This window comes from Gordonia sp. NPDC057258, from assembly GCF_042668985.1.
Taxonomy (GTDB): Bacteria; Actinomycetota; Actinomycetes; order Mycobacteriales; family Mycobacteriaceae; genus Gordonia; species Gordonia hongkongensis.
This window is the reverse complement of sequence record NZ_JBHUXZ010000022.1, coordinates 18,179-41,075: the sequence shown is the minus strand read 5'-3', so window position 1 is coordinate 41,075 and position 22,897 is coordinate 18,179. Positions and strand designations below refer to the sequence as shown.

The 22,897-nt window shown below is 67.8% G+C and carries 21 protein-coding genes; 12 read left to right on the top strand and 9 right to left on the bottom strand.

Annotation, left to right across the window (positions count from 1 at the left end; all coding sequences use genetic code 11):
• The 3 genes from ACFUEJ_RS15905 to ACFUEJ_RS15895 form a co-directional block, all read right to left on the bottom strand.
• Nucleotides 1–1,134: a TIGR03857 family LLM class F420-dependent oxidoreductase gene (locus tag ACFUEJ_RS15905; RefSeq protein WP_338855694.1), complete on the bottom strand. Its 1,134-nt coding sequence runs from the start codon at nt 1,132–1,134 to the stop codon at nt 1–3.
• Entirely contained in the window at nt 1,131–2,720 is a 1,590-nt protein-coding gene (gene fadD1 / locus ACFUEJ_RS15900; protein ID WP_058252389.1) for a fatty-acid--CoA ligase FadD1, read from the bottom strand. Before fadD1 ends, ACFUEJ_RS15905 begins: the two co-directional genes overlap by 4 nt.
• 306 nt (nt 2,721–3,026) lie before the next feature.
• On the bottom strand, nt 3,027–3,488 hold the full coding sequence (locus ACFUEJ_RS15895) for a hypothetical protein (protein WP_388030482.1): 462 nt from the start codon (nt 3,486–3,488) through the stop codon (nt 3,027–3,029).
• Nucleotides 3,489–3,591: 103 nt separating this feature from the next.
• Between ACFUEJ_RS15895 and ACFUEJ_RS15890 the strand changes: the two genes are divergently transcribed.
• From ACFUEJ_RS15890 to ACFUEJ_RS15870, 5 genes are all read left to right on the top strand, one after another.
• On the top strand, nt 3,592–4,503 hold the full coding sequence (locus tag ACFUEJ_RS15890; RefSeq protein ID WP_388030480.1) for a PaaI family thioesterase: 912 nt from the start codon (nt 3,592–3,594) through the stop codon (nt 4,501–4,503).
• A gap of 361 nt (nt 4,504–4,864) precedes the next feature.
• Nucleotides 4,865–5,665, top strand: coding sequence for a TIGR03084 family metal-binding protein (locus ACFUEJ_RS15885; RefSeq protein WP_277243428.1), 801 nt, complete (start codon nt 4,865–4,867; stop codon nt 5,663–5,665).
• 109 nt (nt 5,666–5,774) lie between these two features.
• On the top strand, nt 5,775–6,935 hold the full coding sequence (locus tag ACFUEJ_RS15880; RefSeq protein ID WP_065629676.1) for an acyl-CoA dehydrogenase family protein: 1,161 nt from the start codon (nt 5,775–5,777) through the stop codon (nt 6,933–6,935).
• 60 nt (nt 6,936–6,995) lie between these two features.
• Nucleotides 6,996–8,168, top strand: coding sequence for an acyl-CoA dehydrogenase family protein (locus ACFUEJ_RS15875; RefSeq protein ID WP_010840516.1), 1,173 nt, complete (start codon nt 6,996–6,998; stop codon nt 8,166–8,168).
• Between the two features lie 8 nt (nt 8,169–8,176).
• Nucleotides 8,177–8,830: a TetR/AcrR family transcriptional regulator gene (locus tag ACFUEJ_RS15870; protein WP_065629675.1), complete on the top strand. Its 654-nt coding sequence runs from the start codon at nt 8,177–8,179 to the stop codon at nt 8,828–8,830.
• Here the strand turns inward: ACFUEJ_RS15870 and ACFUEJ_RS15865 are convergent.
• From ACFUEJ_RS15865 to ACFUEJ_RS15855, 3 genes are all read right to left on the bottom strand, one after another.
• Nucleotides 8,827–9,465, bottom strand: coding sequence for a Pr6Pr family membrane protein (locus ACFUEJ_RS15865; protein WP_388030475.1), 639 nt, complete (start codon nt 9,463–9,465; stop codon nt 8,827–8,829). The two genes, ACFUEJ_RS15870 and ACFUEJ_RS15865, sit on opposite strands and share 4 nt — an antisense overlap.
• A gap of 109 nt (nt 9,466–9,574) precedes the next feature.
• Nucleotides 9,575–10,693, bottom strand: a complete 1,119-nt coding sequence (locus ACFUEJ_RS15860) for an NDMA-dependent alcohol dehydrogenase (RefSeq protein WP_058252381.1) — start codon at nt 10,691–10,693, stop codon at nt 9,575–9,577.
• A gap of 40 nt (nt 10,694–10,733) precedes the next feature.
• Nucleotides 10,734–12,236 (bottom strand): aldehyde dehydrogenase family protein, encoded by a 1,503-nt coding sequence (locus tag ACFUEJ_RS15855; protein WP_058252380.1) that lies wholly within the window; start codon nt 12,234–12,236, stop codon nt 10,734–10,736.
• A gap of 209 nt (nt 12,237–12,445) precedes the next feature.
• Here ACFUEJ_RS15855 and ACFUEJ_RS15850 point away from each other — a divergent pair, with 209 nt between their 5' ends.
• A complete protein-coding gene (locus tag ACFUEJ_RS15850) occupies nt 12,446–13,564 on the top strand; it encodes an HPP family protein (protein WP_058252379.1) in 1,119 nt (372 codons plus the stop codon).
• An 8-nt stretch (nt 13,565–13,572) separates the two neighbouring features.
• Here the strand turns inward: ACFUEJ_RS15850 and ACFUEJ_RS15845 are convergent, their stop codons facing one another.
• Nucleotides 13,573–15,210, bottom strand: a complete 1,638-nt coding sequence (locus ACFUEJ_RS15845) for a sigma-54-dependent Fis family transcriptional regulator (protein WP_139114214.1) — start codon at nt 15,208–15,210, stop codon at nt 13,573–13,575.
• 88 nt (nt 15,211–15,298) lie between these two features.
• Here ACFUEJ_RS15845 and ACFUEJ_RS15840 point away from each other — a divergent pair, with 88 nt between their 5' ends.
• The 6 genes from ACFUEJ_RS15840 to tuf all read left to right on the top strand — a co-directional run bounded on the left by ACFUEJ_RS15840 (nt 15,299) and on the right by tuf (nt 21,792).
• On the top strand, nt 15,299–16,174 hold the full coding sequence (locus ACFUEJ_RS15840) for an exodeoxyribonuclease III (RefSeq protein ID WP_058252440.1): 876 nt from the start codon (nt 15,299–15,301) through the stop codon (nt 16,172–16,174).
• On the top strand, nt 16,171–16,944 hold the full coding sequence (locus ACFUEJ_RS15835; RefSeq protein ID WP_231742464.1) for a hypothetical protein: 774 nt from the start codon (nt 16,171–16,173) through the stop codon (nt 16,942–16,944). The genes ACFUEJ_RS15840 and ACFUEJ_RS15835 overlap by 4 nt, the downstream gene beginning before the upstream one ends.
• Before the next feature lie 450 nt (nt 16,945–17,394).
• Nucleotides 17,395–17,766 carry a 30S ribosomal protein S12 gene (gene rpsL, locus ACFUEJ_RS15830; RefSeq protein WP_004020596.1) on the top strand — a complete coding sequence of 124 codons (372 nt, stop codon included), beginning with the start codon at nt 17,395–17,397 and terminating at the stop codon, nt 17,764–17,766.
• A gap of 6 nt (nt 17,767–17,772) precedes the next feature.
• A complete protein-coding gene (gene rpsG, locus ACFUEJ_RS15825; protein WP_004020595.1) occupies nt 17,773–18,243 on the top strand; it encodes a 30S ribosomal protein S7 in 471 nt (156 codons plus the stop codon).
• A gap of 147 nt (nt 18,244–18,390) precedes the next feature.
• On the top strand, nt 18,391–20,496 hold the full coding sequence (gene fusA / locus ACFUEJ_RS15820; RefSeq protein ID WP_265968253.1) for an elongation factor G: 2,106 nt from the start codon (nt 18,391–18,393) through the stop codon (nt 20,494–20,496).
• A 105-nt stretch (nt 20,497–20,601) separates the two neighbouring features.
• Nucleotides 20,602–21,792 (top strand): elongation factor Tu, encoded by a 1,191-nt coding sequence (gene tuf / locus ACFUEJ_RS15815; protein ID WP_058252377.1) that lies wholly within the window; start codon nt 20,602–20,604, stop codon nt 21,790–21,792.
• A 94-nt stretch (nt 21,793–21,886) separates the two neighbouring features.
• Here tuf and ACFUEJ_RS15810 read toward each other — a convergent pair whose 3' ends face one another.
• Both ACFUEJ_RS15810 and ACFUEJ_RS15805 read right to left on the bottom strand, forming a co-directional pair.
• Entirely contained in the window at nt 21,887–22,411 is a 525-nt protein-coding gene (locus tag ACFUEJ_RS15810) for a CDP-diacylglycerol diphosphatase (RefSeq protein ID WP_388030538.1), read from the bottom strand.
• A 45-nt stretch (nt 22,412–22,456) separates the two neighbouring features.
• Nucleotides 22,457–22,780, bottom strand: coding sequence for a hypothetical protein (locus ACFUEJ_RS15805; protein ID WP_231742461.1), 324 nt, complete (start codon nt 22,778–22,780; stop codon nt 22,457–22,459).
• Nucleotides 22,781–22,897: the final 117 nt, after the last annotated feature.

Below are 22,897 nucleotides of genomic sequence, written 5' to 3'. Positions count from 1 at the left end.
TCACTGAACCGGTGGTCCCGCAACCGAACCCGGGTTCACTGGCAGAGCCGGCAAGGCGGGTCGTATCGACCGGTACGCCGTCAGCACCGACAACAGTTCCGACGGCGCGGCGCCGTGCATGATGACCGAGTCGACTCCCAGGTCGAACTGGCGCGCCACGGCGGCCGCGCACTGTTCGGCACTGCCGACCGCGCTGTCGGCGACCCACGACGCCGGGATGACCTCGGCGAGCCGGGTGAGTTCGTCGGCGGTGGCAGTGGCGTCGATCGGCCCGCGGGCGCCGGCGAAAGCCGGACTGTCTCTGATTCGTTCGAGATCATCCCCACGCCATCCGTTGGCACGCATCAGGACGTCCGGATACCCCTGGAGATAGGTCGCGAGCCGGCCGTACAGACGTCGCAACCGGTCGTCATCACCGAGATGGTCGGGCACGGTGGCCAGTACCGACCAGATGCGCACCGAAGCGGGGTCCCGACCGGCCTCGGCGGCCGCCGCCCGGACGGTCTCGACCGCGGCGATGGTGGCCTCGTCGGAGAAGAACGTGTGCAGGACGACACCGTCGGCGATGCGCCCGGCAAGACGTAAGGTGTTGGGCGACATCGTCACGAGCAGGATGGGGACCGGTGGAACCGCGACACCGAGGTTGAGGTAGTCGTAGGTGCCGAGCGGGCCGTCGTGGCCCAGGATCATCTCGCCGCGCCAAAGGGTGCGCAACACCGAGGCGGCGTCGGTGAGCTGGGCGCTCGTGACATCGGGAACCCCGAGAACCTGCCACTGTGCGGCGAATCCACGACCGAGGCCGAGCGCGAAGCGACCACCCGTCATGGTCGACAACGTGGCGGCCATGGACGCGGTGATGATGGGGTGCCGGGTGTTGTGGTTGGTCGCGGCCGTGGCGACGCCCATCCGGCGACTCGCCGCCGCGAGACCGCCCGCGAGTACGGCCGCGTCCTTCACGTTGAACCGCTCGGAGACGAAGGTGGCACCGAAGCCCGCGCGGTCGGCGAGCCCCGCTTCGTCGGCGAGTTCGGCGGGATCGACCGGATGGCGCGAGAGTGCGTAGTAGCCGATCTCCGGAAGCGTTTGCTGCGGGACGGATTCCGGTGTCGGTATGGTGGCCGCGGTCGAGGTCATGCCTGTGCGGCGACGGCTTGTCGATACACGCGGGACCGCGGCTCGCGCACCCAGAGTGTGCCCGTGCCGGGGACGGCTCCCTCGGATTTCAGGGTGCGCTTGAGGATCTTGTTCGTTGCGGTCGTGGGCAGGTCGTCCTCGATCCGGACATACGTCGGCCATGCTTTCGGCGACAGGTCGGCCTGTGCGGCAAGCTGTTCGGCGAAGGACTCCGGGGTCAGCTCGACGCCGTCCTGCAGGACAACGGCGGCCATCACCGCATCGCCGACGTGGTCGTCCGGAACGGCATACACGGCAACGCGATTGATCTCGGGAACGCGCAACAGCACCCGTTCGATCGGTCCGGCGGCGAGGTTCTCGCCGTCGACGCGCATCCAGTCGCCGGTCCGGCCGGCGAGGTAGATCCAGTCGTCGGCGTCCTTGTACGCCAGGTCGCCCGACCAGTACATCCCGTGGCGGAGACGCTCGCTGGTGGCGTCGGAATCGTTGTAGTAGCCCATGAACATCCCGCCGCCCTCGATGTTCACCAGCTCGCCGATCGCGTCGTCGGCATTGATAAGCGCTCCGCTGGAGTCGAATTCGGCACGCGGGCATTCGGTCAGCGTCGACGAGTTGTACACGGCGACGTTCGGGAAACCCTTGCCGATCGAACCGTGCGGCGTGCCGGGCTCACGGGTGATGATGATCGCCAGCTCGGTGGAACCGAAGCCGTCCCAGACGGTGCAACCGAACCGGCGCGAGAAATCGTCGATGTCGCGGTCGGTGGCCTCGTTGCCGAACGCCACCCGGAGCGGATTGTCGGCGTCGTCGGGCCTCTCCTCGGTGGCCAGGATGTAGGCGAGCGGTTTGCCCACGTAGTTCATGTACGTCGCGTTGTAGCGGCGGATGTCGGCCAGGAAGGTCGAGGCGGAGAACTTGGCGGGCGCGATCGCGGCACCGCCGCACAGTGCGACGCAGTAACCCCCCATGAGCGCGGCACTGTGGAACAGGGGCATCGACAGGTAGCAAACGTCGCCGGGGCCGATGTCGTATTTGTCGGCGAGCACCGGACCCGCGAACGGCATCATCATGTGCGCGAACTGGACCGGCTTGGGGTTTCCACTGGTCCCCGAGGTGAAGATCAGCATGAACGTGTCCATCGCCCCGGGTACCGAATGCGGGGTCAACTCCGCGGCGCCGGAGAGCATCTCGGCCCACTGCGGAGTAGAGGTGTCCAGCACCGTCACGCCGGGTAGCTCCAAGCCATCGAGGAGAGGGCGGTGCTCGGCGTCGGTGAGCAGGATCTGACAGTCCGCGCGCACGATGTCGGCCGCCAGACCCTCACCGCGGCGAGTGTTGTTGATCCCCGCCGTCACGTAACCGCCCAGCGCGCCGGCGGCCAGGGCGATCAGCATGTCCGGCGTGTTCCCGAGCAGCACGCCCACATGTAGCGGACGCTCGGTGTCGGCGATGCCGAGAATCGCCGACGCGGCGCGTTCGGCGTCGCGAATGTACTCGCGCCACGTCCATTGCCGACCCTCGTAGGTGATCGCGAGGTTGTCGTCGTCGGCGCGTGCCTGCAGGAGCTGGGTGACTGTCTCGGCCATGCGGCAAATCTAGAACGTGTTCACCGCACGTGTATACAGATTTGCGAGATTGTCTACTGCGGTACCGGAGGGGTCGCCGTGACCTTTGAAAGAACACTCGTGAGCGTCTGATCTCCATGCTCCCTGAGGTGCGAGCGAAGCGAGCCACGAAGGGTGTAACAACGTGTCTCGCCGGCCCTTCGAGGCTCGTCGCTTGCGCTCCTCACACCTCAGGGAGCACGGGTTACGGGCTTCTTTCAGATCAGGGAGCAGGGTGGGTGGCTCGCGCCCTCCCGCTCAGCGGAGTGTATTGTGGTCGGCTCGGCGTCAGCGCGTGAACGATCCGCTGCCCGGGACGACCGTGAAGGTCTGGTCGCCCTGGCCGAGGATCGTCGTGGTGAACTCGACCGATCCCGCTCCGGTCGCAACGGCGACCCCGTCGGACGGACGTCCGTCCGCACATGCGGCGAAGACCTCGTCGCCGGATGCGCCGGTCGAGGTGTTCTTCCAGCTGATCCCGACGCGCGCATCCTTCAGATTGGTGGCGCAGGACTCGGTGGGCGTCGTGTTGAGCGTGATCAGCGTGACCCCGGGTTCGGTGGCCGAGGCGAGGATGCTCGCCACGAAACCGCCCGTGATGCCGCTGGCGCCGACGGTGACGCCGGCGTTGGGGACCTGCTCCACGCTGAGGGGTCGTTCCGCGGGTGCGGCGAAGGCGGTGCCTGCTCCTGCGCTGAACGCTCCCACTGCCGCAATCGCCCCGATCGTCGCCACAGTTGTGCGTCGCATCTGTCTCTCCCGTCACTCTGGACACGTACGCACCCAGACTACGGGAGTGAGATTGGACTCTCCACTGTGAGATCGGCGGTACATCGCTGATACAAGAGATTTCATGAGCCAGCCGCACGATCCCCTGTCCGCGTTCCACCTCGGCGACATCTCGGTGTCGGAGACGGGCGTGCGTGCCTCGCAGCAACTGTGCACGCGCTTCGCCGATCATCGGGGACAGATCGAGCTGCCGGCGCTCGCTGTGCTGTTCGATCACAGCGGCGGTATCCCGTTCCATCGCATCCACGACGACCCCGCCGCGGCGACCCTCCAGGCACGCCTGACGATGTCCACGCACGGCCGCGCAGAAGTGGGCGACCTGGTTGCCGCACGGGCCGAGGTGGTCATGCACGACGACGCCTGGGGTTCGACGTCGGTCGAGATCCGCACCGGTACCGGGGACCTGTGCTGCGTCGGGACCGCACGCAACGTCCGCGTCGGCCGTGCCCCGACCGGTGCCACCCCGTCCGCCGAGATCGGCCACGCGACACCGCGATGCAGCGACGATGACGGGTCCGTCCTGCCCGAGCCCATACCCGCCGCGTTGTCCGGGCGGGCCGTGGTCGAGGAGATCGCGTCGAAATTGCGGGAACCCGGCCCGCTCACCGACATGCTCAACGGCCGCGTCGAGGTGATCGACGGCACCACCGACCGCGAGTCCGGCATCCGCTTTCGCAGCGCCACCGAACCGTGGATGGGCAACATGTTCGGCACCATGCACGGCGGCGTCATCGCCACCATCGCCGGCCAGGCGGCATCGTTCGCCGGGCATCTGCATGCCGGGGCCGGGCAGGAGTACTCGATCGGGGACATGGCGATCGGTTTCTACCGTTCACCTGCTGTCGACGGCAGTGAAGTGGTGGTCGAGGTGACGCCGATCAAACTCGGCCGCCGCATCTCGTCCTTCGAGGCGACGATGACCTCCTACGACGACATCCTGCTGAGCCGAGCCACGGTCGACATCCACTACCGCTGACCGCAGTTGGGTCGTCAGCCGGCCGAGCAGCGTCTATCGGGCGTGGCGAGGTTGCCGCGTCGGTCGAGGTCACCTCTTGTGCCCGGGTCGCCGAGTGGCTTCGACTCGGCGCCTCGCTCCGCTCGGTGCCGGCTCAACCAGCGGTGGGGCTCGGGTCGCCGAGTGGCTTCGACTCGGCGCCTCGCTCCGCTCGGTGCCGGCTCAACCAGCGGTGGGGGCAGGTCGCCGAGTGGCTTCGACTCGGCGCCTCGCTCCGCTCGGTGCCGGCTCAACCACCGGCGGTGAAGGCGCCGGGTCGTCCCTGCGGGAAAAACAATCAAGCGCGCTTGATTCTTCTGAGGCCGTGTGTGAGGGTGATCGCATGCCTGAGGGAAAAGCAGCCGTGATCGGCGTCGTCGCCGACCTCGAAGCCGAATCCGCGCAGCTCGACACGCTCGTCGCGGGTCTCGACGATGCGGGCTGGGCCACCCCCACGCCGGCGCCGGGGTGGACGATCGCGCACCAGATCGCGCATCTGGCGTGGACCGACGAGGTGGCGGCGGTCGCGGCCACCGACCCGGACCGGTTCGGCGCACTGCTCTCCGAGGCGGCGAGCAGTGTGGCGACCTACGTCGACGACGCCGCCGAAGCGGGGGCCGCCGCGCCGGCCGACGAGATCCTGGCCGGTTGGCGGGCGGCGCGCGACCGTCTCGCCGACGCGCTGCGCGCGGTACCGGCCGGCGTCAAGATCCCGTGGTTCGGGCCACCGATGTCCGCGGCGTCGATGGCGACCGCGCGCCTGATGGAGACATGGGCACACGGCCTCGATGTCGCCGACGCCCTCGGTGTTCCCGTCGTGCCGACCGATCGGATCCGCAGCGTCGCCCACATCGGTGTCCGCACACGCGACTTCGCCTACATCGTCAACGGCCGTACGCCGCCGGCCGAGCCGTTCCACTACGCGCTCACCGCGCCGTCGGGCGAGATCTGGACCTGGGGCCCGGACGACGCGTCGAACAGCGTGCGCGGGCCGGCACTCGACTTCTGCTTCCTGGTGACCCAGCGACGCGCACTCGCCGACCTCGCACTCGAGCTCACCGGACCCGACGCGGTCGAATGGTCGGGTATCGCACAGTGTTTCGCAGGTCCGCCCGGGCCGGGTCGCGAACCGCGGGCGAGCTGAGACGCCCGTCGTCGTCACCGTCCGCCGCTGACGTCCACCGCCCCCTTACGCCGCCGAATCGTCCGATCGCAGCAGCACGCAGTCGCACGCAGTCCGACAGGAGAACACGATGCCCATCGCCAGTCCGATCTGGGAGACGCCCGAACGCCTCGAATTGCGTTCCACCGTGCGCCGATTCGTCGACAAACACATCCTCCCGTTCCAGGACGACTGGGAGCGCGAGGGTGCCATCCCCCGTGAACTGCACATCGAGGCGGCCAAACTGGGTCTGTTCGGGCTCGGGGTCCCCGAGGAGGTGGGTGGCTCCGGCGGTGATCTGATCGACAGCACGATCCTCGGCGAGGAACTCCACTACGCCGGCGCGGCCGGTGGCGTCTTCGCGTCGCTGTTCACCCACGGCATCGCCCTGCCGCACCTGATCGCCGCCGGCGACCCCGACCAGATCGACCGGTGGGTGCGGCCCACGCTCGCGGGCGAGAAGATCGGGAGCCTGGCGATCACCGAACCCGGCGGCGGAAGCGACGTCGGCCACCTGACGACGAAGGCCGAGCGCGACGGGGACCACTACGTCGTCAACGGTTCCAAGACCTACATCACCTCCGCGGTCCGCGCCGACTTCGTCGTCGTCGCCGTCCGCACCGGAGGACCGGGAGCCGCGGGCGTCTCACTGCTCGTCGTCGAGAAGGGCACACCCGGCTTCGAGGTCACGCGGAAGCTGGACAAGATGGGGTGGCGCAGTTCCGACACCGCGGAACTGTCCTTCGTCGATGCGCGGGTGCCGGTCACCAACCTGGTCGGACCGGAGAACTCCGGATTCTCGCAGATAGCAACCGCTTTCGTCACCGAACGGTCCGGTCTGGCGGTGCAGGCGTACGCCAGTGCGCAACGCTGCCTCGACCTCACCCTGCAGTGGGCGCGCGACCGTGAGACCTTCGGCAAACCCATCATCGCCCGGCAGTCGGTGCAGGACACCCTGATCGAGATGGCACGCCGCATCGACATCGCCCGCACCTACACGCGGGCCCTCGTCGAACGGAAGGTCAGCTCCACCGACGACCTCATCGCCGAGGTGTGCTTCGCCAAGAACACCGCGGTCGAGGCGGGGGAGTGGGTGGCCAACAAAGCCGTTCAGCTGCACGGCGGCCTCGGTTACATGACCGGCACCGAGGTCGAACGGCAATACCGCGACATGCGCATCATCGGGATCGGTGGCGGCACCACCGAGATCCTCAACGGACTGGCCGCCAAACGGCTCGGTTACCAGGCCTGACCGGCCGCCGAAACCGTCCGCCGCCGAACCACATCGAAGACCGAGACAGGGAGCATCGACATGACCGTGGACACCAATCCGTTCGTGGAGACCACCGAACGCGCCGAGCTGCGCGCGGCGGTCGCCGGACTCGCCGCGAAGTACGGACAGGAGTACTTCCGCGAGTGCGCGCGCACCGGCCGCAAGACCGACGAGTTGTGGGCCGAGGCGGGCAAGCTCGGCTTCATCGGGGTCAATCTCCCCGAGGAGTACGGCGGCGGCGGTGCCGGGATGTACGAGCTCGCCATCGTGATGGAGGAGATCGCCGCGTCGGGCACCGGACTGCTGATGCTCGTCGTCTCACCGGCCATCTGCGGCAACGTCATCGCCCGTTTCGGCACCGACGAGCAGAAGCAGCGGTGGCTGCCGGGTCTCGCCGACGGGTCGATCACGATGGCGTTCGGTATCACCGAACCCGATGCCGGCTCCAATTCCCACCAGATCACCACCACGGCCCGTCGGGACGGCTCGGACTGGTTGCTCACCGGCCAGAAGGTCTACATCTCCGGCGTCGACCAGGCGCAGGCCGTGTTGATCGTCGCCCGCACCGAAGACGCGAAGACCGGCAACCTCAAGCCCGCGCTCTTCATCGTCCCCACCGACTCCGAGAACTTCTCGTACACGATGATCGACATGGAACTGCAGAACCCAGAGAAGCAGTTCCAGCTCTTCCTCGACGATGTGCGATTGCCCGCCGACGCGCTCGTCGGCTCCGAGGACGCTGCCCTGAGTCAACTGTTCGCCGGGCTCAATCCGGAACGCATCATGGCCGCGGCGTCGGCCGTCGGGATGGGCCGGTTCGCGCTCGACAAGGCGGTGTCGTACGTGAAGGAGCGCACGGTGTGGAAGACGCCGATCGGTGCGCACCAGGCGATCGCGCACCCGCTCGCCCAGGGCAAGGTCGAGCTCGAGATGGCCAAGCTGATGATGCAGAAGGCCGCGACCCTCTACGACGCCGGCGACGACTGGGGCGCCGCCGAGCCGGCCAACATGGCGAAGTACGCGGCCGCCGAGGCCTGTGTGAAGGTCGTGGACCAGGCCGTGCACTCCCTGGGCGGCAACGGTCTGACCACCGAGTACGGACTGGCGCCGATGCTGAGCCTCGCCCGGATCGCCCGCATCGCCCCGGTGAGCCGGGAGATGATCCTCAACTTCGTCGCGCAGACCAGCCTCGGGCTGCCGAAGTCCTACTGAGGCTCGCGGTGACCACGTCGTCGGCGAACACCCGCTCCCCGCAACAGGAACGCTCGCGGTTGACCCGCGAGCGCCTGTTGCGGTCCACGGTCGACGCGCTGGCCGCGGACGGCTGGGCCGCCGCGACCGTGGCCGCGGTCGCCGAACGTGCCGGCGTGTCCCGCGGTGCGGCGCAACATCACTTCCCGACGCGCGAAGCCCTCATCACCGCGGCACTCGAGCAGGTCTTCGAGGACATGACCCGCGCTGCCGTCGGGGATCCGCACGCATCGCCGGAGGCGGCCGACGAAGTGACCCCGGACCGGGTCATCCGCGCCGTCCAGCGGGCCGTCGACGTCTACACCGGCACCGAATTCAAGGCAGCACTCCAGGTCTGGGCCGCCGCCGCGTCCGACCCGGCGCTGCGGCGGCTCATCCTGCCACTCGAAGCGAAGTTCGCCCGCGCGGCCCATCAGCGGACGATGGCCGCGATGGGGGTGGCCCCGGACGACGAGACCGGTTACCGGCTGGTGCAGGCGACTCTGGACATGGCGCGCGGACTCGGCCTGGCGGACACGCTGTCCGATGACTCCGCCCGGCGTGCGCTGGTCGTCGACACCTGGTCGGCGCAGCTCGTCGCGGCGTTCGGGAGCGCGCCCGCGGACCGGCCGGGCGCGGACTAACCGCGTTCGTCGGCGGGCTGTCCGGGCTCCGGCGCATCGGGTCGCCGACCGCGGGTGCCGACCCAGTAGACGCCGAACGACATGAAGGCCATGCCGACGAACACGACGACGAGCGAGATCGTCATCGACAGATAACCCTGCCCGCGCGGATCGATGAACGGGTAGGGATACCAGTCCGCGATCGGCCCGCGGATCAACGTGTAGACGCCGTACACGAGCGGGATCGTGAGCCAGGACAGCCACGCCCGTTCGGGTAGTCGCCGGGCGCGCACCACGATCCAGTCCAAAAGCATGACGAGCGGGATGACGCGATGCAGCACGTCGTTCACCCAGGCGTAGGTGACATCGACGTCGATGCCCTGCAGCAGAAGCGCATAGACGATCCCGGTGATGACCATGCAGGTGGTCGCCGCCCCGCGGCACCACTCCCAGGCCGGGCTTGCCGGGGCCAGCAGTCCGCCGACGAGCAGGATGAGCGCGGCGAAGATATTGCTCAGCACCGTGAAGTAGCTGAAGAAGTTCGCGAGCGTGAAGCCGGCGTCGCCGTAGCGCAGCACCGCCTGATACACGAGCGCGGTGACGCCCAGGGCGGCAAAGGCGATGCGGAGCAGACGTATCCACCAGGTCACGGTCACAGGTGTGATTCAAGCACCTCGTGCGGGCGCGGACCGGAAAGTCCGCCCGGCGACGTGGGTGGCCGGTTCGCCCGAGGGAGACGGCACCTCGGGCGAACCGACCGGGTATTCACTCCGCGTGGATGATGACCCCGCGGATGTTCTTGCCGTCCCGCAGATCCTGGTAGCCCTCGTTGACCTGGTCGAGGGTGTAGGTCTGCGTGACCAGTTCGTCGAGCTTGAGCTGCCCCGCGTCGTACAGGCGCAGCAGTTTGACGATGTCGTACTGCGGATTGGCCGAGCCGAACAGACTGCCCTTGATGGTTTTCTGGTTCAGGGTCAGATCGGTTCCGGAGACCTGCACGGTCAGCTTCGTCGGATCGGCAAGACCGGTGATGACGACCGTCCCGCCCTTGCCCACGACGGCGGTCGCGTTGGCCACGACCTCCGCGTCGACCGTGCCGACGAGGATGAGGGCCTGGTCGGCACCCTGCCCCCAGGTCAGTTCGTTGACCTTCTCCGCGGCCTCGGCGGCGTCGGCGAAGGCATGTGTTGCACCGAATTTGAGCGCCGTGTCGCGCTTGAGCGCGACCGGGTCGACGACCACGACGTATTTGGCCCCGGCCGACACCGCGCCCTGCACCGCGTTGATGCCCAGGCCGCCGATGCCGTAGATCACCACGGTGTCGCCGGCACGCACGCCGCCCGCGTACACCGAGGTGCCCCAGCCCGAGGGCACGCCGCAACCTACGAGCACTGCCTTGTCGAGCGGCAACCACTCGTCGACCTTGACGACCGAGTGCTGCGAGATCGTCGCGCGTTCGGCGAAGGTGCCGAGCATGCACATGGCTCCGAAATCGTCACCGCCACCGTGGAATCGGAATGTGCCATCGGGCATCGATCCCTCGAGGATGGTGGCGCCCATGTCGCAGAGGTTCTGCCGGCCGGTGGAGCAGTAGCGGCAGGTGCCGCAGTTGGGGATGAAGCTGCAGACCACGTGGTCGCCGGGCTTGACCTTGGTGACGCCCGGGCCGACCGCCTCGATGATCCCCGAACCCTCGTGGCCGCCCACGATCGGATAGCGGGGCGGGAGGTCGCCGTCGGTCAGGTGAAGGTCGGAGTGGCACAGGCCGGCCGCGGTGTACTTGATCAGCACCTCGCCTTCGCGGGGCTCGTCGAGGTCGAGTTCGACGATCTCGAACGGCTTTCCGGGTCCGGTGAGGACGGCTGCCTTGGTGGTGAGAGACATGAAATCGTGCTCCTTGGGTGTACTCGAGGGCGGATGGGGGTCAGAGCGAGATGTTGACGGCCTTGGTCTGGGTGTAGAGCTCGATGGCCGACGAGCCGAGTTCGCGCCCCCATCCCGACTGCTTGTAACCGCCGAACGGCATGGCGGTGTCGAAGCCGTTGTACTGGTTCACCCAGACCGAGCCGGCCTTGATCTGTCGAGCTGTCCGGTGCGCCTTGGACAGATCCGTGGTCCAGATGCCTGCTGCGAGACCGTAGATGGAGTCGTTGGCCGCGGCCGCGACCCCGGTGTCGGCATCGAAGGGCATGGCGGCGACGACGGGACCGAAGATCTCCTCCTGCACGATCGAGAAACTCGGGTCGACGTCGACGAAGACGGTCGGTTCGATGAAGAATCCCTCGTCGCCCCAACGCTTTCCACCCGTCAGCGCCCGTGCGCCGTCGGCGAGGCCCGCCGCCAGGTATCCCGAGACGCGATCGAACTGCTCTTGGCTGACCAGCGGTCCGAGTTCGGTCGACGGGTCGAGGCCGGGTCCGATCTTGGCCTGCGAGGCCGCCTCGGCGACGGCCGCGGTGAAGTCGTCGAAGATCGGCCGCTCGACGAAGAGACGTGTTCCGGCGACACAGCACTGTCCGTGGTTGAACATCCAGGCCGCGACCGACCCGGCGACCGCCTTCTCGAAGTCGGCGTCGGCGAAAACGATGTTGGGGCTCTTGCCGCCGAGTTCCAGCGACACCTTCTTGAGGTTGCCCTTCGCGGCGTCGACGATCTTCTTGCCGACCTCCGTCGAGCCGGTGAACGCGATCTTGTCGACGTCGTCGTGCGCGGCGAGCGCCGCGCCGGCCTCGCCGTAACCGGTGACGATGTTGACCACGCCCGGTGGGAAGCCGGCCTCTTGGAACACCTCGCCGAGGAGCAGGGCCGTCAGCGGGGTCTGTTCGGCCGGCTTGAGGATGACGGTGTTGCCGGCCGCCAATGCGGGGGCCAGCTTGAACGCGGCCATCAGGAGCGGGAAGTTCCACGGCACGATCAGGCCGCAGACTCCGACCGGCTCGCGCAGGGTGTACGCGTGGAACTCGCCGCCGGGCACGAACGGCATCGAGACGTCGACCGTCGACCCGGTGATCTTGGTGGCGAGGCCCGCGTTGTAGTGGAAGATGTCGGCCGACCAGTTGGTGTCGACCGCGGCGGCGATGGTGGCCGCCTTGCCGTTGTCGAGCGCCTCCAGCTGGCCGAACTCCTCGGCGCGTTCGGTGAGGATGTCGCCGACCCGCCAGAGCAGGCGTTCGCGTTCATTCGGCTTCATCCGGGTCCACGGGCCGTCGTCGAAGGCCTGGCGCGCGGCGCGGACCGCGCGGTCGATGTCGGCCGCGTCGCCGTGCGCGACCGAGGTGAGCGGACGCGCCGTCGCGGGATCGATGGTCTCGAAGGTGCGGCCCGAGGCCGACCACACCCACTCGCCGCCGATCAGCATCGGACGGTCGGCGGAGATGAAATCGCGAACGCGCTCATGCAGGGCGGTGTCGGGAACGACGGCGGTCATGTGGCCTCCTGGTCGGCGTGGTGCCGGCGGTGATGTGGTCGGTGGAGTGATCTCGGTCATATTCGACCTGACTTATTTCTCTCACCGTTCCGACGTGTCGCCGTGTCCAGAAACTGAACACCTGGGCTGTACAGGGGTCGCGGCGACCGGCCGTCACCGCGTGGCTACCGTGAGACGCCGGACAAGTCAGGGACCTTCGGAGGAGCAGAGTGAACGTGCGCCCAGCGGGCAGGGTCGGCGCCGCCCTGCGTGGCCTCGGCCCGGTGACCGGGGGTATCTCGATCCGTGAGGCCCTCCGGGCGGGAGCAGGGGCCGGGGTGGCGCTCGGACTCGTCGGTCTGGTGCTCGCCGCGTCGGGGGTCGACCTGCGGCTCGGACTCTTCCTGATCGCGCCGTTCGGGGCGACCGCCGTGCTCGTCTTCGCCGCGCCGAACAGTCCGTTGGCGCAGCCGTGGCCCGCGACCGTCGGCAACGCGGTGTCGGCGGTCGTGGGGGTGGCGACCACCCTCACCATCGGCCAGCCCGCGCTTCGGGCGGCGCTCGCGGTCGGTCTGTCCGTGGCCTTGATGATCGGGTGCCACGCGGTCCATCCGCCTGCCGGCGCGGTGGCGATGACAGCCGCGCTCAGTCCGGAGACGATCCAGTCGCTGGGGTTCCGGTTCGTCCTCGCACCCGTCCTCGTGGGCACGCTCCTGCTGGTGGTCCTCGCCGCCGGGTACGCCCGGTTGACCGGACGGCGTTATCCGTATCGCCGGTTCGACGCGGCGCCCCCGCCGGCGGCGCGGCTGGGTCTGGACGAGGACGAACTGACCGGCATCCTCGACCGGTACGGGCAGTCGCTCAACCTCGGTGTCGCCGACCTCGCGCGACTGATCGGGGCCGCCGAACTGCAGGCTGCCGGTCACCGCGCGGGCCCGCTCGCCGCGACGGACGTGATGTCCCGAGACCTGGTGACCGTGAACCCCGAGACGCCGCTGCGAGACGTCGCCGTCCTCTTCGACGAGTACGGCTTCACCTCGCTGCCGGTGACGTCGGACGACGGCATGTTCGTCGGTGTGGTGTTCCAGATCCATCTCGTGCGGCGGTTGATGCGCTCGAACGACGTCGAGTTGTGCGCCGCGGACGTGATGTCGGCGGAACCGGCCGTCGCGACCCCGGGCACGCCGGTCGGGGCGCTGTTGCCGCTGCTCGCCGAGAGCGGATGCGACGCGGTCCCGGTGTTGGATGGGCACACCCTGGTCGGCATCGTGACCCGGACCGACCTCATCGCGGCGCTCGCACGGCAGACGCTGCGGGACCCGGTGCCCCGCACCGCGGTGCCGGAGTAGCCGCGCGCTCAGATGTCCAGTGCGCGCATCCGCGAGTACAGCGTCGTCCGGCTGATGCCGAGATCTCTTGCGGCATGCACCTTGTTGCCGCGGGCGCGGTCCAGCGCCTCGACGATCGCGGTGCGCTCGGCCTGTTCCCGGCCGGACAGGTGCGCGGCCCGGCTGGTCGTCCGATAGGCGGGTGGCAGGTCGGCGGGTTCGACGACCCGCGCGGCGCGCGCTCGGCACGTCAGAGCGGCCTGCCGGAGCACCGAGTTGAGCTCGGTGAGGTTCCCGGGCCAGTCGTCGCACAGCAAGGCGTCCGTCGCCAGTCCGGACAGCGTGAGCTCCGGGTCGATGTCTGTCAGTGCGCTGCTCGCGATCGACGCCAGCTCCGAGGTCCGATGACGTAGAGGAGCGAGATCGACCCGTGTGGCGCACCGGGCGAGGAGTGCGGCGACTCCCGGACTCGCCTGGTCGCGCGGCCCGCCGACGACGATCAGCGGCGACTCCGGCGAGCTCGACACCGCCACGCGCCCGAGTAGGGCGACCGACTGCGCGTCGAGGAGATCGACGCCGTCGATCACCAGGGTCGTGCTCATCGACCGGGCGCGTCCGACGAACGCGGGGATGTCGGGGCGACGACCGCTGATGATCTCGTCGGCGACATCGACGATCACCGGTGGCGAGTCGGTCTCGGCGGCGAGCGCAGCGGCGTGGGTGCTGCGTCCGGTCCCCGGTTCGCCGGTGATCGCGACGCTGGTGCGGGACGGGGCGGTCGGTGGCGCGGACCGCCTCGGCGGCGGCTCGCTGACCGGCCGGAAGCGGAACAGGGCCGCGCCGCAGGCGCCCGGCACGGGTTCGACGGCGACCTCGACCTCGGCGCCCGACACCAGGGTCAGCGGCAGTACTGTCGCGCGCAGTGCGGGATCGGTCGCGACGATCCGCATCGCGCCGATGTCGGTGGGGGAGAGCAGTTCGGCAGCAAGGGCATTCGTGAGCTGGAGGTCGTCGCCGATGGCCGCGACGGCGAGGTCGCGACGCGGTGCGGCGCGCTGGAACGCGTCGAGGACGCGTCGCTGGTGCGCTCGCGACCGGTCCAGCAGGCGGTCGGCGATGTCGGCGACGATCCCGTTGACGACCGGGATCGCCAAGGGGTTGATGCGATCGGCGATCTCGGACATGCAGATGATCCCGGCCAGCCTGCGGGTCGCGGGATGGATGATCGGCTGTCCGAAGCAACTGATCGACTTGAACTGGTCCAGGTAGTGCTCGGAGCTGTTCACGACGATCCCGCCCCGGGTCTCCGCCGGGGTACCGAGGGCCGTCGTCCCGACGACGTCCTCGCCGAACGGCACGCCCGGCGAGGCGCCGATCGCGTCGAGACGGCGCTCCACGGTCGTGCCGAACGCCACCCGCGTCACCATCCGGCACTCGTGGTCGACGAGCAGCAGCGAGACATCGGTGTCGGCGAGTCGGGCGGCGGCGTCATCGAGGACCGGGCGGGCGGCGTCGAGCAGCGGGTCGGCGGCAGCGATGTCCTGGACCTGCGTCGGCGTCCGGTCCTCGGGGCGGACCCCGGACAGCTCCGAACGACGCCACGACGACTCGATGACGGGCCGTCGGGGCGACGAATCGGAGGTGCGGTGCAACGTGTCGATACCCACCAACGTGACACATGTCACCGTGCAACGAAAGGCCGGGTCCGCGATCGGCGGTGGCCGGGCCCTGATGGCGGGGTACTACCGTGGTCGCATGCGCGTGGCGACCTGGAACGTGAACTCCGTGAAGCAGCGCATCCCGCGCCTGTTGCCCTGGCTCGACGAGCGCCGACCCGACGTGGTGTGCCTGCAGGAGACCAAACTCTCCGACGCCGCGTTCGACGAGTCACTCGGCACCGATCTCACCGACCGCGGATACGAGGTCGCGCACGCCGGACAGGGTCAGTGGAACGGGGTGGCGCTGTTGTCGCGGGTCGGACTCGACGACGTCCGGATCGGGTTCGACGGCATGCCCGGATACCCCGACCCGTCGACCCTGGAGGCACGGGCGGTGTCGGCGGTGTGCGGCGGACTCCGCATCCACTCGCTGTACGTGCCCAACGGCCGGACCCCGGACTCGGACCACTACACCTACAAACTCGAGTGGCTCGCGGCGCTGGCCCGTGCCGTGGAGGACCCGACCACGACACTCCTGTGCGGCGACATGAACATCGCGCCGGCCGACGCCGACCTGTTCGACCCCGCCGCGTATGTGGGACACACCCACGTCACTCCGGCGGAACGGGCCGCGCTGGCCACCTTCGAATCGATGGGCCTGCGCGACGTCGTCCGGGACCGGTGGCCGGGCGAGCGTGTGTTCAGCTACTGGGACTACCGCGCCGGCATGTTCCACAAAGACCTCGGGATGCGCATCGACCTGATCCTCGCCGGAGCGTCCGCTGCCGATCGCGTCGCGGCCGCCTGGATCGACCGGAAAGCACGCAAGGGCAGCAAGCCGAGTGACCACGCGCCGGTCATCGTCGACCTCGACGAGGCTCCCGATGGCGACATCGGACCGGTGGTCCCGCCGCCGTCGAATCCGGCGAAACCCGGTGCGACGAAGGTGAAACTGCCGCAGACGCCGGAATGATGCCCCGCCCGGCGTCCGCGACGCGCCTGCGCCGTTCGGTCATCGCGGCCGCCCGGGCCTATGGGCGCCTGCTCGGCACGGTGCTCTCCGTCGCCCGCCGGCTCGAGGCGGGACGACTCGGCGACGCCCCGGCGGCCACGGCGGGTGTGCTCCTTGCGGTGCACCTGGTGCCGGTGACGATCTGGCTCGGCCCGCTCGGGTTCGTCGTCGTGCTGGGCGCGGGCCTCGTCACGTCGAGCGTCATCCGCCGTCGCGTGCGTCATCGCGGGTTGACCCCGGCCGAGCGAAGCGTGGCCGTGGCGGTCTTCGGGGACGTGGGGTGGCTCGATGACGTCGTCCTCACCGATCTCGCCGGTCGGGGCGGGCGCGCCTTCACGGTGCCCGCGGTCGACGGACGCATCCTCTGCAATCTCGGGTCGCACCTCGACGCGACCCTGGGGCCGGGGAGCAGGGCATATCCGGTGCCGGGTCAGCTGCTCATCCACGAACTGGTCCACGCCTGGCAGATCGCCGCTGCCCGTTCCCCTGCCGGGTTCCTCGCCGATGCGCTGGCCGACCAGGCCCGGTACGAACTGGGTGAGGACGTGTACGGCGTGCGCGATGCCGGTGAGAACCACCACATGCCGCGCCGGGGCGAGGTGGAACGGCAGGCGACGATCGTCGACCGGTGGTTCGGCGGTCAGTCCTCGCCGACGCGTCGACCGTGCGACCCCGAGAGCCCGTCCGCACCCGTGATCGAGCAGCTCAGGCGACCCGTGCAGCGCGGATGACGGAATGGTCGCACCGGCGACTCGCGCCCTCGACGCATGCGGTTTGACGGTGTAGAAGTGGGAGGGTCACGCCGAGCACGAGCGTGGCCCGGAGCCGATCGCGCACGACCCGTTCACCTGCCGGTTGCGTGCAGGATCCGTTTTTTGACCTGTGTAAACCCGATCGGTAGAGTGGATCGTCGGTGCCCGGCCCATGCTGGGCCAGTCCGCATGCCTGCCCTACGGCTCTCGAGCCGCCGAGCATCTCGGGGTACGGCCGGCAGAGGGGCTGACAGGCGAATCCGCTGTCGAGTGTATGACACGCCCGACCTCGGGGTAGCGAAAATGTACTGACCAGCACATACGTGCTGGTGGGGCGAGTTGTGGAAGCCGCGAAAACAGGCCTGCGAGCCACTTCGTGCTTGCCCGGAGCACCAACCACAACCGATGACAAAGAGGAACGAACACCTAGTGCCAACCATCAATCAGCTGGTCCGCAAGGGCCGTCACGACAAGGCTGCCAAGACCAAGACCGCGGCCCTCAAGGGAAGCCCGCAGCGTCGTGGCGTGTGCACCCGCGTCTACACCACCACCCCCAAGAAGCCGAACTCGGCACTGCGCAAGGTCGCCCGTGTGCGCCTGACCAGCTCGGTCGAGGTCACCGCCTACATCCCCGGCGAAGGCCACAACCTGCAGGAGCACTCGATGGTGCTCGTCCGCGGCGGTCGTGTGAAGGACCTCCCGGGTGTGCGCTACAAGATCATCCGCGGCTCGCTCGACACCCAGGGTGTCAAGGACCGCAAGCAGGCTCGCAGCCGCTACGGCGCCAAGAAGGGGAACTGATAAGTCATGCCACGTAAAGGACCCGCTCCCAAGCGCCCCCTCATCAACGATCCCGTCTACGGTTCGCCGCTGGTCACCCAGCTGGTCAACAAGATCCTGCTGGACGGCAAGAAGTCGACCGCCGAGCGCATCGTCTACGGCGCCCTCGAGCAGGCTCGCGACAAGACCGGCACCGATCCGGTCGTCACCCTCAAGCGCGCTCTCGACAACGTGAAGCCCACCCTCGAGGTGAAGAGCCGCCGCGTCGGTGGTGCCACCTACCAGGTGCCGATCGAGGTCAAGCCGAACCGCGCCAACACCCTCGCGCTCCGCTGGCTCGTCAGCTTCAGCCGTCAGCGTCGTGAGAAGACCATGGTCGAGCGTCTCGCCAACGAGTTGCTGGACGCGTCCAACGGTCTCGGTGCTTCGGTGAAGCGCCGCGAGGACACCCACAAGATGGCCGAGGCCAACCGGGCGTTCGCGCACTACCGCTGGTAATCGACCCCAAACCGGGTACTGGGCGCTCGGCGCGAAGCGACGACCGCCCAGTCCACCCGAACTCGTTCGGGTGGGGGCGAGCGCAGCGAGCCCGGGGCTGATAAGTGAAGACAGCCTTTAGTCCGAAATCTTCCCGAAGGGAACTTGATGGCACAGGAAGTGCTCAGCGACCTGAACAAGGTTCGCAACATCGGCATCATGGCCCACATCGATGCCGGCAAGACCACCGCCACCGAGCGAATCCTCTTCTACACCGGTGTGAACTACAAGATCGGTGAAACCCACGACGGTGCCTCGACCACCGACTGGATGGAGCAGGAGAAGGAGCGGGGGATCACCATCACCTCCGCGGCGGTGACGTGTTTCTGGAACAAGAACCAGATCAACATCATCGACACCCCCGGCCACGTCGACTTCACCGTCGAGGTGGAGCGCAGCCTCCGCGTGCTCGACGGCGCGGTCGCCGTGTTCGACGGCAAGGAAGGCGTCGAGCCGCAGTCCGAGCAGGTCTGGCGTCAGGCGGAGAAGTACGACGTCCCGCGTATCTGCTTCGTCAACAAGATGGACAAGCTCGGTGCGGACTTCTTCTTCACCGTGCGCACCATCGAGGAGCGCCTCGGCGCCAAGCCGCTGGTCCTGCAGCTGCCGATCGGCGCCGAGGACAACTTCGACGGCGTCGTCGACCTCATCGAGCAGAAGGCGATCACCTGGCGCGGAACCGTCGAGATCGGCGCTGCGCCGACCATCGAGGAGATCCCCGCCGATCTGGTCGACCAGGCTGCGGAGTACCGCGAGAAGCTCCTCGAGACGGTCGCCGAGACCGACGAGGCACTGCTCGAGAGGTACTTCGGCGGCGAAGAGCTGACCACCGAGGAGATCAAGGGCGCGATCCGCAAGCTCACGATCGCCCGTGAGTTCTACCCGGTGATCTGTGGCTCGGCGTTCAAGAACAAGGGCGTGCAGCCCATGCTCGACGCGATCATCGATTACCTGCCGTCCCCGCTGGACGTGCCGTCGGTCGAGGGTCACGCCGTGGGCGACGAGGAGGAGATCCTCTCGCGCAAGCCGTCCGCGGACGAGCCGTTCTCGGCTCTCGCGTTCAAGATCGCGGCTCACCCGTTCTTCGGCAAGCTCACCTTCGTGCGCGTGTACTCCGGCAAGATCAACGCCGGCACCCAGGTGCTCAACGCGACCAAGGGCAAGAAGGAGCGCGTCGGCAAGCTCTTCCAGATGCATGCCAACAAGGAGAACCCGGTCGAGGACGCCACCGCGGGCCACATCTACGCGATGATCGGTCTCAAGGACACCACCACCGGTGACACCCTGTGCGATTCGGCGTCGCCGATCGTGCTCGAGTCCATGAGCTTCCCGGACCCGGTCATCAACGTCTCGATCGAGCCGAAGACCAAGTCCGACCAGGAGAAGCTGGGCACCGCGATCCAGAAGCTCGCCGAAGAGGACCCGACCTTCTCGGTCCAGCTCGACGAGGAGACCGGCCAGACCGTCATCGGCGGTATGGGCGAGCTCCACCTCGACATCCTCGTCGACCGCATGAAGCGCGAGTTCAAGGTCGAGGCCAACGTCGGCAAGCCGCAGGTGGCCTACCGCGAGACCATCCGCAAGACGGTCGAGAAGCACGAGTTCACCCACAAGAAGCAGACCGGTGGATCGGGCCAGTTCGCGAAGGTCATCATCAAGCTCGAGCCCCTGGTGGACGCCGAGGACGGTGCGACCTACGAGTTCGCCAACGCCGTCACCGGTGGTCGCGTCCCGCGCGAGTACATCCCGTCGGTGGACGCCGGTGCCCAGGACGCCATGCAGTACGGTGTCCTCGCCGGATACCCGCTGGTGAACCTGAAGGTCACCCTGCTCGACGGTCAGTACCACGACGTCGACTCCTCGGAGATGGCGTTCAAGATCGCCGGCTCGCAGGCCCTGAAGGAAGCTGCGCGGATGGCCGGTCCGGTCATCCTCGAGCCCCTGATGGCCGTCGAGGTCACGACTCCCGAGGACTACATGGGTGACGTGATCGGCGACCTGAACTCCCGCCGTGGCCAGATCCAGGCCATGGAGGAGCGCAGTGGTGCGCGTGTCGTGAAGGCACAGGTGCCGCTGTCGGAGATGTTCGGCTACATCGGAGACCTCCGGTCGAAGACCCAGGGCCGGGCAAACTACTCCATGGTGTTCGATTCGTACGCGGAGGTTCCCGCGAACGTGTCGAAGGAAATCATCGCGAAGGCCACCGGCGAGTAAACCCGGTCCTAGCGACATGCGCCGACCAGTTCTGCGCACCAACGTAAGAAGAAAACCCCTGCTGGGATCCGCCCAGTAGAGCAACAAGTCCAGGAGGACAATCAAGTGGCGAAGGCGAAGTTCGAGCGGACCAAGCCGCACGTGAACATCGGCACCATCGGTCACGTCGACCACGGCAAGACCACGCTGACCGCGGCCATCACCAAGGTGCTGCACGACAAGTACCCGGAACTCAACAAGAGCTTCGCGTTCGATCAGATCGACAAGGCTCCCGAGGAAAAAGCTCGCGGTATCACGATCAACATCTCGCACGTCGAGTACGAGACCGATAAGCGTCACTACGCCCACGTCGACGCCCCCGGTCACGCCGACTACATCAAGAACATGATCACCGGTGCTGCCCAGATGGACGGCGCGATCCTCGTGGTCGCCGCCACCGACGGCCCGATGCCGCAGACCCGCGAGCACGTGCTGCTGGCCCGCCAGGTCGGTGTGCCCTACATCCTGGTCGCCCTGAACAAGGCCGACATGGTCGACGACGACGAGATCATCGAGCTCGTCGAGATGGAGGTCCGCGAACTGCTGGCCGCCCAGGAGTTCGACGAGGAAGCCCCGGTCGTCAAGGTCTCGGCGCTCAAGGCCCTCGAGGGTGACCCCGAGTGGACCAAGTCGGTCGAAGAGCTCATGGCTGCCGTCGACGAGTCGATCCCGGACCCGGTCCGCGAGACCGAGAAGCCGTTCCTCATGCCCGTCGAGGACGTTTTCACCATCACCGGCCGCGGCACCGTGGTCACCGGTCGTGTGGAGCGCGGCGAGGTCAACGTGAACGAGGAAGTCGAGATCGTCGGCATCCGCGAGAAGAGCACCAAGACCACCGTCACCGGTATCGAGATGTTCCACAAGCTCCTCGATTCCGCACAGGCAGGCGACAACGCCGGTCTGCTGCTCCGCGGCCTCAAGCGTGAGGACGTCGAGCGCGGTCAGGTCATCGTGAAGCCGGGCACCACGACCCCGCACACCGAGTTCGAGGGCCAGGCGTACATCCTGTCCAAGGACGAGGGCGGCCGTCACACCCCGTTCTTCAACAACTACCGTCCGCAGTTCTACTTCCGTACCACGGACGTGACCGGCGTCGTGACCCTCCCCGAGGGCACCGAGATGGTCATGCCGGGCGACAACACCGAGATGAGCGTCAAGCTCATCCAGCCGGTCGCCATGGACGAGGGCCTGCGTTTCGCCATCCGCGAGGGTGGCCGCACCGTCGGTGCGGGTCGAGTCACCAAGATCACCAAGTGATCTCGTTCTGACTCACTGACTCACTGACTCACTGAGTCGAAGGCGCCCGGTCACGAAAGTGGCCGGGCGCCTTTGTCGTTGATCCTGCCGAGGGTCAGACGCCCCAGCCGTAGATCATGTCCATCAGTCCCGTCCCGGCACCACCCAGTTTCGGATTGCTGGTGAGGACGAAGTAGGTGTTGGGCTGGCCGGCATCGACCACGCCGATCGATTGGTCCGCCATGTCCTCGGTGGCGGGCAGCTGACGTTTCAGGACACGAAACAGATCGGGCAGACCGCCGGTGTACTTGACGACGCGGAAGTGCCGGGGGATCTTCGATTTGGTCTTGTTGAGCCTCAAGACGACGTCGGTCTTCGTCCAGTTGTCCAGATGCGTCTCCGGGTTGGGGATCGCCCTCAGGTCGGCCAGCGAGGTGGGATTCACCTGCGCCAGATGAATGTGCAGCTGGTTTTGCGAGCGCGCCGTGGCGGAGTTCACCCCTATCGCAATCGGTCGAGTGGGATTCTTGGCGACCAATTTGCCCGCCTGCAGCCACGCCGCGCTCCACAGGTTCAACTCGGAACCGTTGTACAGATAGGGGCATTCGATGCCCCTGATCCGGTTGGTGGGTAGGAGCAGGAAGTCATCGTTGTGACCTTTGTGGTCACCACCTCGACGGATTGCTTAGTACTTCACGTACTTCGGGTTCGGCTGGTACTGGGGACCCGGCTGAATGACGTCGATGTTGTCGCCGATCTGACCGGGCTTGGTGCCCTTCACCTTTCCCCAGAGAAGCAGGGACTTATCGGTGGCGGGATCGTCGGTGCTCTGGCCGCAGAGTTTTTGGGTCGGCGTCGGTGGTGCGGCCGAGGCGACCCCGCCTCCACTCAGGGCGGAGCTCGCGACGATGGCGGCGGTGACGGCCATCGTCGAGAGGAGCCGGGTGAACCGATGCGAGCGGGTGTCGTCCATGGGGAACCTCTCGGTGGTGAGCCTCGGCGTGCTCATCTGAGCGCAGAGTGTGCCACCGAGACTCTCCGGGTCGTGCCGAAACCGCAGATCAGGCAACTTTGACCCGGGAAAGTGCGGCGAACTACTCGTATCCGGCGCCGACTGCGAACGGTG

Coding starts and splice junctions, on each gene's coding strand:
- ACFUEJ_RS15905 (WP_338855694.1), bottom strand. CDS start 1,134: ATGACCTCGACCGCGGCCACCATACCGACACCGGAATCCGTCCCGCAG.
- fadD1 (WP_058252389.1), bottom strand. CDS start 2,720: ATGGCCGAGACAGTCACCCAGCTCCTGCAGGCACGCGCCGACGACGAC.
- ACFUEJ_RS15895 (WP_388030482.1), bottom strand. CDS start 3,488: ATGCGACGCACAACTGTGGCGACGATCGGGGCGATTGCGGCAGTGGGA.
- ACFUEJ_RS15890 (WP_388030480.1), top strand. CDS start 3,592: ATGAGCCAGCCGCACGATCCCCTGTCCGCGTTCCACCTCGGCGACATC.
- ACFUEJ_RS15885 (WP_277243428.1), top strand. CDS start 4,865: ATGCCTGAGGGAAAAGCAGCCGTGATCGGCGTCGTCGCCGACCTCGAA.
- ACFUEJ_RS15880 (WP_065629676.1), top strand. CDS start 5,775: ATGCCCATCGCCAGTCCGATCTGGGAGACGCCCGAACGCCTCGAATTG.
- ACFUEJ_RS15875 (WP_010840516.1), top strand. CDS start 6,996: ATGACCGTGGACACCAATCCGTTCGTGGAGACCACCGAACGCGCCGAG.
- ACFUEJ_RS15860 (WP_058252381.1), bottom strand. CDS start 10,693: ATGTCTCTCACCACCAAGGCAGCCGTCCTCACCGGACCCGGAAAGCCG.
- ACFUEJ_RS15855 (WP_058252380.1), bottom strand. CDS start 12,236: ATGACCGCCGTCGTTCCCGACACCGCCCTGCATGAGCGCGTTCGCGAT.
- ACFUEJ_RS15840 (WP_058252440.1), top strand. CDS start 15,299: ATGCGCGTGGCGACCTGGAACGTGAACTCCGTGAAGCAGCGCATCCCG.
- ACFUEJ_RS15835 (WP_231742464.1), top strand. CDS start 16,171: ATGATGCCCCGCCCGGCGTCCGCGACGCGCCTGCGCCGTTCGGTCATC.
- rpsG (WP_004020595.1), top strand. CDS start 17,773: ATGCCACGTAAAGGACCCGCTCCCAAGCGCCCCCTCATCAACGATCCC.
- fusA (WP_265968253.1), top strand. CDS start 18,391: ATGGCACAGGAAGTGCTCAGCGACCTGAACAAGGTTCGCAACATCGGC.
- ACFUEJ_RS15805 (WP_231742461.1), bottom strand. CDS start 22,780: ATGAGCACGCCGAGGCTCACCACCGAGAGGTTCCCCATGGACGACACC.